General features: G+C 53.8%; 7 protein-coding genes and 1 pseudogene. 4 read left to right on the forward strand and 4 right to left on the reverse strand.

The features are described 5' to 3' along the window. The 3 genes and pseudogenes from FBQ85_24810 to FBQ85_24820 form a co-directional block, all read left to right on the forward strand. The coding region (locus FBQ85_24810) for a M20 family metallo-hydrolase (GenBank protein MDL1878354.1) at window positions 1-1,024 on the forward strand (1,024 nt) is incomplete at its 5' end. Between the two features lie 223 nt (window positions 1,025-1,247). Beyond that, window positions 1,248-2,097: pseudogene (locus FBQ85_24815) on the forward strand (aminopeptidase). Beyond that, window positions 2,098-3,084: a hypothetical protein gene (locus FBQ85_24820; GenBank protein ID MDL1878355.1), complete on the forward strand. Its 987-nt coding sequence runs from the start codon at window positions 2,098-2,100 to the stop codon at window positions 3,082-3,084. Between the two features lie 11 nt (window positions 3,085-3,095). On the opposite strand, the gene FBQ85_24825 is transcribed toward FBQ85_24820, so the two are convergent. Together FBQ85_24825 and FBQ85_24830 are read right to left on the reverse strand one after the other, a co-directional pair. Then, window positions 3,096-3,416, reverse strand: coding sequence for a type II toxin-antitoxin system RelE/ParE family toxin (locus FBQ85_24825; GenBank protein ID MDL1878356.1), 321 nt, complete (start codon window positions 3,414-3,416; stop codon window positions 3,096-3,098). Beyond that, window positions 3,370-3,678, reverse strand: coding sequence for a type II toxin-antitoxin system Phd/YefM family antitoxin (locus tag FBQ85_24830; protein ID MDL1878357.1), 309 nt, complete (start codon window positions 3,676-3,678; stop codon window positions 3,370-3,372). Before FBQ85_24830 ends, FBQ85_24825 begins: the two co-directional genes overlap by 47 nt. Before the next feature lie 212 nt (window positions 3,679-3,890). Between FBQ85_24830 and FBQ85_24835 the strand changes: the two genes are divergently transcribed. Beyond that, a complete protein-coding gene (locus FBQ85_24835) occupies window positions 3,891-5,255 on the forward strand; it encodes a 3-deoxy-7-phosphoheptulonate synthase class II (GenBank protein ID MDL1878358.1) in 1,365 nt (454 codons plus the stop codon). A gap of 663 nt (window positions 5,256-5,918) precedes the next feature. Here the strand turns inward: FBQ85_24835 and FBQ85_24840 are convergent. Beyond that, window positions 5,919-6,905, reverse strand: coding sequence for a cytochrome c (locus tag FBQ85_24840; protein ID MDL1878359.1), 987 nt, complete (start codon window positions 6,903-6,905; stop codon window positions 5,919-5,921). A gap of 196 nt (window positions 6,906-7,101) precedes the next feature. Then, window positions 7,102-7,989 (reverse strand): T9SS type A sorting domain-containing protein (locus FBQ85_24845; protein ID MDL1878360.1); only part of this gene is annotated, 888 nt, incomplete at its 5' end.

Consider the following 7,989-nt stretch of genomic DNA (forward strand, 5'->3'; position numbering starts at 1 on the left):
TCTCGTCGCGCGCTTTAACGGGCGTTCCGCGCGTCACACGATTTGCATTGTGGCGCATGTCGATGTCGTGCCGCCGGGTGATCTCTCGAAGTGGAGCGGAGATCCGTGGACGATGCGCGTTGAGCAGCGCGCGGAGAGTGGCGCCATGCTCATCGGCCGCGGTGTGGAAGACAATCAACAAGGCCTGGTTTCCGCAGTGTGTGCGATGAAGGCATTGCGCGATTTGCAGGTGACGCCCGAATTTGATGTGGCGTTACTGTTTGTGGCCGATGAGGAAACCGGCAGCCGTTACGGCGCGCATTTTCTCGTCGATCATCATGCGGAGCTTTTTAGCAAAAATGATCTCATGATCATTCCGGACGCCGGCAATCAAAACGGCACGATGATCGAAGTGGCGGAGAAGAGTATTTTGTGGCTGCGTTTTCAAACGGTGGGCCGGCAATGCCACGGCTCGGAGCCGGAGAAGGGGCGTAACGCGCATAAAGCCGCAAATTATCTGGCTTATCGTCTCGAATCGCTTTATCAAAAATTCAAAAAACGGAATGCCATGTTCCAGCCGCCGTTTTCCACCTTTGAGCCGACCAAGCGCGAAGCGAACGTACCGAACATCAATACGATTCCGGGCGAGGATGTGATGTATTTCGATTGCCGGATTTTGCCGGAATACAAGACGACGGACATCCTAAAAGCAGTGCGCGCGATCGCGAAAGAAACCGAACGAAAATTCCGGGTCAAGATTGCGATCACCCCGCAACAGGGCGAGCAAGCAGCGCCGCCGACTTCGATGGACGCGCCAGTCGTCAAAGCGATAGCGCATGCGGTGCGCGAATTGCGCGGGAGGCGGCCCAAGCCCATGGGCATCGGCGGCGGCACGGTGGCCGCGTGTTTCCGCCGCGCCGGAATCCCGGCAGCGGTGTGGTCCACGATGGAGGATACGGCGCACAGCCCGGACGAATCCTGTCTAGTGAAAAACATGCTGGACGATGCTAAAGTGTTTGCGCATATTTTTATGCAGAGAGGTTAACATGCCGACACGCAAAACGACGAAAAAAGCGATGAAATCACCCGCGAAGAAAGCGGTAAAGAAAACCGTTGCAAAAAAAGCTGTGCAAAAGGCGGCGGCTCCCAAAACTTCTGCGCGCAAAACTGCTACCAGAAAAGTCAAGTCTGCCCCCGCGCCGGCTCAGAAGGCGGCCCGCTTAAATGAAAAGCTGTTTGCCGCCGCGCGTATTGCAGTGAAAGATTGCATGGATGTGCGGGCGGGTGAAACCGTCACCATCATCACCGATGAAAACAAGCGCAACATCGGTGTGGCGTTGTGGCAGGCCGCAAAAGAATTGGGCGCAGAGGCGATGCTCGCGGAGATGACGCCCCGCTCGCGCAACGGCGAAGAGCCGCCCGCGCCGATTGCCGCGTTGATGGCCGCGAGCAGCGTTGTGCTTTGCCCCACCACCAAATCTCTCACCCACACGGAAGCGCGGCGCCAGGCGTGCGCTCGCGGCGCGCGCATCGCGACGCTGCCGGGCATCACCGAAGACATGATGATCCGCTGCCTGAGCGCCGATTATCAAGCCATTGCCGCGCGCAGCCGCAAGCTTTACGCTGCGGCGCGGCGATCGTTATCCCAAACCCGATACCGGACTCTATCATGAAACGGGAAGCTCCGGCAATCTGCCCGCCGGTGAAACCTTCTTTGCGCCGCTGGAAGGCAGCGCGCAGGGATATATCGTCTTTGAAGCCGCGGTTGCCGGCATCGGCAAGTTGCAGCAAACCATTCATATCGTCGTCCGGGACGGCATGGCCGTTGAGATTACAGGCGGCAGTGAAGCAGAGAAATTGAATGAACTGGTGGACGGTGTCGGGCCGGACGGGCGTAACCTTGCCGAGCTTGGCATTGGCACAAATGATCAAGCGCAAATTACCGGCGTGATTTTGGAAGATGAAAAAGTCATGGGAACCGTTCACTTCGCGCTTGGCGATAACAAATCCATGGGCGGTACGGTCGCTGTATCGAGTCACCTCGATGGCCTAATCTTGCAGCCGACGGTTTATGTCGATGGCCGCATGATCATGGAGGCCGGCAAACTCTTGGTGTAGATGAATCGACTGGAAAAAACAGCGCAGCTTGCGCTCTTCGATTACCTTGAGCTGGAACCCAAGCAGGCGTTGCTCATTGTTGCGGCGCGCGATCAAGCGCCGGCGGCCGGTCTTTTTCGTAAAGTAGCGGAAAAAGCCAAAACTGATGTTTTTGTATTGGAATTGCCCGGCAATCATGACCGGCGCACCCTTCATTCTCTTCTCTCCCGCAATTTTATCAACACCGCAGAAAAGGTTCTGGTATTGGCGCCGCGGTTGGACACGGCAAGCATCAATTGGCTGCGGCAACAAACACGCAGCCGGATTGTGATTTGTCCGGTGATGGAAGCGGCGGCCGTGCTGCGCCGCGTAAACACCGATTTGCGCCGCTTGCGCGAGCGCTGTCGTAAACTCGCCGACATTCTGACCATCGGCAAAACCATCAAAGTGACGAGCAAAGCCGGGGCCGCGCTGGAAATGTCCATTCACCAGCACCGCGGCGTGCTGGAAGCCACACCGCTGCAGAGCGGATTGATGTGCACGAGCATGCCGACCGGTCGCGCTTATATCGCGCCGATTTCGAACACAGTTAACGGCGAACTCATTCTCAACGGCGTGGCCGGCGAGCGCAACTCAAGTTCGGCGATCATCACCATAAAAGTTATGGACGGCAAGATCAAAATGATTCGCGGCGGGAAGGAGGCCATGGCGCTGCGCCGCCGTTTGCGCACCAGCGGAGCCGAGTTGGTTGACAGCAGCGTCGTCAAATCCAAAACCGGCACGGCGCGCACGGTTTTGGAAATCGGTTTTGGCATGAATGAATTTGCGCGTCTCGGCCAATCCGAATTGGAGGATGAAAAAACGCTGGGCACGATTCATCTCGGTTTTGGCCGCCGTCTCGGCTCTGCGAAATTGACCGAAATCGTCGCACGCGGCCTGATCACCGAGCCGACGGTGTCAATCGACAACAGAACAATCATGCAAGACGGCAAATTGATGTTTGAGTGAACGCAAGCATTTTACCCTTTATCGGCAAGCATTTTTTCTCTTAAGAGTCTGGCCTGGTGGATAATTCGCACAACTAACACATCTCTGCCCCAAATCCGAAAGATGATTCGATATGAGCTGACAAGGGCATGCCGGTAAACGAAGCGGGTATAAAATTTTTCACGGATTTTCGAAAATCGCTCAGGAAAATGCTGGAGGGAACTCAAACTTCCGGTAAAACGCTGTTCGAGCTTATCTGCTGCTCTGGGGTTATCTCTGGCAACGTAGTTCAATATTTCAAGAAGATCAATTTTGGCGCGCCTGGCGACGCGAACGCGATACCGTGCGAGCACGCCGAACCTCCTTCAAAACTTCTTCTAGATCCTCAACTTTACCCGCCGCAATATCGGCTTCTCCTGTTGCAATTTGGCGGGCAAGCGCTTCCGTCGCAAGCTCATCAAGGTAGGATTTAGCATCTAAAAGCAAGGCCATCGGCTTACCGTTTTGTGTAATCAGATAGGGCTTGCCAGATCGTCTTGCCTCTGCAACGATTTTGCCCGCTTTGGATTCAAGCTCGGTTATTGAGATCGTACGTTTTTGCAGGATTTCGAGCATGTCCGTAAGCTCCGAATGGTGATATGCTACGGCTATTTTTTTAATGTGGCGCTAATATAAGTAGCCAGTGGCTATCACTCAAGTGATTTCTTGGGTTCAAGCAATACTCGGCGTTTACTAAAACTTGCTTGACATTCTGCTTCCAGCATAAGTATTATCTTGGCGTGATCAAGAAACGAAATAGTTGGAAAGATAGAGCACAAAATTCATCGATGACACCCTGGACGCCCGAGAGCTGGAGAACAAAACCCATCTCACAGCAGCCCGCCTATCCCGATCCGGCACACCTGGAGCGAGTCCTGTCTCAGCTCCGTTCTTATCCGTCGTTGGTTTTTCCCGGAGAAGTCGATTATCTCAAACGCCTGCTCAAAGACGCGGCACAGGGCAAACGCTTTCTGCTGCAAGGCGGCGATTGCGCCGAACGCTTTCAAGATTTCAACAGCCGCGCGATTGCCGATAAATTGAAAATCCTGCTGCAAATGAGTTTGGTGCTGATTTATGGCTTGCGCAAACCGGTGGTGCGCATCGGTCGCATTGCCGGGCAATTTGCCAAGCCGCGCTCGGCCGCCTATGAAACCAGCAACGGCCAGCGCTTACAAGTTTTTCGCGGCGACAGCATCAATTCGTTCGAGCCGAACGTCAAAACCCGTGTTCCGGATCCCGAGCGATTGTTGCAAAGTTATTATCACGCCGCAACCACGATCAATTATATCCGCGCTTTGATCGAAGGCGGATTCGCCGACCTGCATCATCCCGATCACTGGAATTTGGAGTTCATTTCAAAAAGCGATCGCCGCCGGGATTACCGCCGCCTGGTCAAACGCATTCTCGACAGCATTCAATTCATGGAGGCGTTGGGCGGTGTGAAAGCCGAGGTGTTGGGTCGAGTTGATTTTTTCATTTCACACGAAGGCTTGTTACTGGCTTACGAAGAGGCGCTCACGCATTATCTGCCGGAACGCAAGCGTTACTACAATCTTGGCGCGCACACGCTGTGGATCGGCGATCGCACACGCCAGCTTGACAGCGCGCATGTGGAATATTTTCGCGGCCTCGCCAATCCTGTTGGCGTAAAGATCGGCACGAGCTGCACGCCGGACGAGTTGATTGCGTTGATTCGCGCGCTCAATCCCCAAAATGAGTGGGGGCGCTTGACTTTGATTACGCGTTTAGGGAAAAATGCCATCGGAGAGTTATTGCCGCCGCTGATTCGCGCGGTGCAAAAGCACAAATACCGCGTGCTTTGGTGTTGTGATCCCATGCACGGCAACACCAAAACCACCGCACGCGGCGTCAAAACCCGTGATTTTCGCGATATTCTCTCGGAGCTGGCGCAGTGTTTCGATATCCATCGCCGGAATGAGAGCCACCTCGGCGGCGTGCATTTCGAGTTGACCGGAGAGCCTGTAACCGAGTGCCTGGGCGGCGCCGAGCAAATCGTGGAAGATGATCTTGCCACGAATTATCAAACCTATTGCGACCCGCGCCTGAATTATTCCCAGAGCATGGAAATGGCGTTTCAAATTGCCAGCGCGCACGATGTTCGTGTGCCGAATCTTGCCTGGCCCAGCTTCTAAAATAAAAAAGGCGCAAATCTTCTTGCGCCCTTGCCTGCCCACAAATCTGTTGGAAATTTAAGAATTCAGAAATTTTTCTAGTTTATGCTGCGCACTCTCAAAACGTTAGCACACGTTTTACCTTAAAAACCACCCTGATTTGCAGACAAGGTGCAAATCAAAGCTTCTGCGAAGCAGCAAATAACAGTTCGGCGAAACTCGGTGACCATCGGCGATAAAGTTTTTCACCGAAATGCGCCGAAGTCGCCGAGCATCGCCGAAAAAACTCTGGCAGGATGATTTATCGGCGAATTATTTTGAATCGTTCTGCCGGCAAATCATTCTGCCATAAACTTTCAGAATTTTATTCTAACTTTGAGCGCCTTATGGCATATATCCATCTTCGCCCAGTCATCCCGCGGGGATCTTGTGAAGTTCCAGGCCTGATGCCGAGTACTTCACAAGATTCACCTGACATTTCGAGAGAATACTCCTACTAACTAATTAAGGTAACAGGGCTCTAGCCGCAACGAAAAGAACCGCGAAGGCGCAAAGGCCGCGAAGAATTTTGCCTACTTTCCTTCGCATTCTTTGCGCCTTCGCAGTTTGAATCTTTGCCTTATTTCTAAGACGGAATTTGTAAGCGATCACGCCGCTTTTCAAACAAGTTTTTCAACCTCATTCCTACTTGCCATTTGCTTCTGGCGCCGGGTAGCGCTCAATTTGATTAACCACCGGCTTCACCGTGCGCAGATAGCTGTAAATCGCGCTCAGATCTTCTTCCGTCATGCCCGCGTACATTGTCCACGGCATCACGGTGTTGTCCCCGCCTTGCGGTACGGGAATGTGAGCTGCCGCGGAGTCGGCATATTCTTTAAAGCGTCCGACGAAATAGGCTCGATCCCATGCGCCGATGCCGGTATCCATTTCTGGAGTAATGTTGGCCGTGCGCACGACTTTGCCGTCCGGAAACTTGAACTCCTGTCCGCCGGCGAAATCCATGCCCGGCAAAGCCTGGCCTTTGTCATCAACCGGCGTATGGCAGAAATGGCAACCCGAAACCGTGTTCAAATATTTGCCGTAGGCGAGCGTGTCAGAAGCCGGCGGCCGTGTTTTGGGGGTGTAGGGTTTGGGAATCGTGCGCACGATGAGATTCATGGGGAAGCTAAGCTGCGTGCGCGCCACTTCGTTTTGGATCGGCGGCAGCGTGCGCAAATAAGCGACGATGGCGTGAACATCCTCTTCGCCCAGCTCGTTGTAAATCGGATAAGGCATCATCGGAAAAAGCGGTTCGCCGTTTTTGTCGACGCCGGCAGTGATGGCGCGCGCAATCTCGCCGTCGCTCCAATTTCCGATGGCTGCCGGCGTGATGTTGGGTACACGCAATGTGCCGATGGTCTCCGTCATTTCCTCGCCGCCCTTGCCCTCGGTGCCGGGCGTAACCGGGCCGGAATAGTAACGAAAGTCGCGCGTCGAGTGACAGTCAATACACACCGTCACATGATTTGCCAGATATTCTCCGCGCGCAATGACTTCCGGCGTCGCGGCAACAGTAAGATCGGGCGCGTCGCCGACATTCGGCAAGCCCTGAGTAAGATAAAGCACGCCGCCGATAATCAAGATCACCAGTACGGCCAGAATCCCCACAAAAATTTTGAGCAACTTCTTCATCACGAATTCTCCTCAGAAATGTGAAAACTTAACCAAGTTAAAAACGCCAAAAATAAAACACAGTCAACACGAGGTTAAAAGTGATGCCTCATTGTAGAAATTTTTTGGGTAAGCGGATTGCACGAATAATGCGGATATCGCCTCTTTGCTTTATCCGCGATATTCGAAGAATCCGTTTACAGAATAAAGTTCGCTTCTACTTCAAAAGGGTCATCTTTTTCGTCATCGTCTGCACGCTGCCGTTTGCCGCGGTTGCCGTGAGCCGGTAAAAATAAATGCCGCTGGTGACACGCTTGCCGGCGTCATCCAACCCATTCCAGCGCACGGCATGTGCGCCTGCCGGCTTCATTCCGGATTCGAGCGTTGCCACCCGCCGGCCGTTGACATCGAAAATCGCAAGCGTAACATTGCCCGCCTCCGGCAAGCTGTAGCGAATCGCCGTCTCTGGATTAAAGGGATTGGGATAATTCTGCTCCAGCGCAAAAGCCGCCGGTAAAACCGGATCATTGGACTCGACGTCGGTCGGGCGCTGACCAACAGTATAGCTCACCGGATAAACGCCGCCGTTGAGAATTTGAGCATCGTTGCCGTTGCCGGTCAGGCCGTCGGGAAATAAATCGACATACCAAACCGAAGCCGTGTTGTTTTCAATATAGTGATAATACACGCGCTGATCATTCCGCGAGAACGAGGGGCTGCTCAGCGAGCTGCCGTTATTGGTGATCACGCCTTGTTCGCCGGTGTTGAGATTGACGGCGATGGCTTTCACGGCGCCGGTTTCATCAAAAAAGTCAAAGGCAATGATGTTATCCGTGTTTGAGGCAAACACGGCATTGCCGAGGTTGACGCCGGGCCGTTGCGGCGGGAACAGGCGATTAATCTTGCCGTCGGCGGCGCGCAATAAATTGATATCCCAGTAACTCGTCGTGTCGCCGCTCGCATTGACGTAAATGTTGAACGCATCGTACATCAAAACGGCGTTGTCCGAGCTCCAATCAATGCGATCGGGATAAAGGATGTTGCCGGTTTCCTCGCCTTGCGCGGAAGTCGGCGTATAGAGTTGAACCGGCGCCAGCGAGGGGCT

This window comes from Cytophagia bacterium CHB2 (assembly GCA_030263535.1).
Taxonomy (GTDB): domain Bacteria; phylum Zhuqueibacterota; class Zhuqueibacteria; order Zhuqueibacterales; family Zhuqueibacteraceae; genus Coneutiohabitans.

What these genes read in the sequence shown, in the direction of transcription:
- FBQ85_24820 (MDL1878355.1), top strand. Translation starts at nt 2,098, where the DNA reads ATGAATCGACTGGAAAAAACAGCGCAGCTTGCGCTCTTCGATTACCTT.
- FBQ85_24830 (MDL1878357.1), bottom strand. Translation starts at nt 3,678, where the DNA reads ATGCTCGAAATCCTGCAAAAACGTACGATCTCAATAACCGAGCTTGAA.
- FBQ85_24840 (MDL1878359.1), bottom strand. Translation starts at nt 6,905, where the DNA reads ATGAAGAAGTTGCTCAAAATTTTTGTGGGGATTCTGGCCGTACTGGTG.
- FBQ85_24835 (MDL1878358.1), top strand. Translation starts at nt 3,891, where the DNA reads ATGACACCCTGGACGCCCGAGAGCTGGAGAACAAAACCCATCTCACAG.